Consider the following 674-nt stretch of genomic DNA (forward strand, 5'->3'; position numbering starts at 1 on the left):
GCTTCTGCTTTATCTGACTCGTCTTTGCGGACTTTCTCGTTTAGAGACAACATGTTGTCGTCTTTTTCTTTACGATACTGCTCAATGTCTTCGTTTATGAAACGGAATTCCATCTCATCAGCGATTCGCTTATTGTGAAGTTCTGTCAAGTTTGCAATCAACTTGTCGTTATCTGGAAATGTCTGATAAGTCGCCTTATCGATGCTATCCCAAGGCAGAGCATTGTCTTCAACACTTTCACCGGTTTCACTCGGATCAATTGGTGTTGGGTACGCAATGTCTGGCGCTACACCACGGTTCTGAGTACTGCCGCCATCGATGCGGTAGAACTTTTGAATCGTATATTGAACATAGCCGAGCTCTTTATCGAAAAGATCGTAGATATGATTCAATGAACGATGCTGCTGAACCGTACCTTTACCAAACGAGTTTTCGCCAAGAATGACGGCGCGGTTGTAGTCTTGCATTGCAGCTGCGAAAATTTCAGATGCCGATGCACTGTAGCGGTTGATTAATACCGTCAAAGGACCATCGTAACTTACCAGTCCGTCGGTATCAGCATTAACTTTGATGCGGCCATAGCTGTCGCGCACTTGTACGACTGGGCCTTCTTTAATGAAGAGGCCAGTAAGTGCTGTTGCTTCAGTAAGAGCACCACCACCGTTGTTACGTAA

The 674-nt window shown here is 45.3% G+C and carries 1 protein-coding gene; it reads right to left on the bottom strand.

Going from position 1 to position 674, the window contains the following annotated elements; genetic code table 11:
• Positions 1 to 674 (bottom strand): carboxy terminal-processing peptidase (locus tag R7044_RS25750; RefSeq protein ID WP_225456064.1); only part of this gene is annotated, 674 nt, incomplete at both ends.

The sequence above is a fragment of the Vibrio sp. 1402 genome (assembly GCF_033340275.1).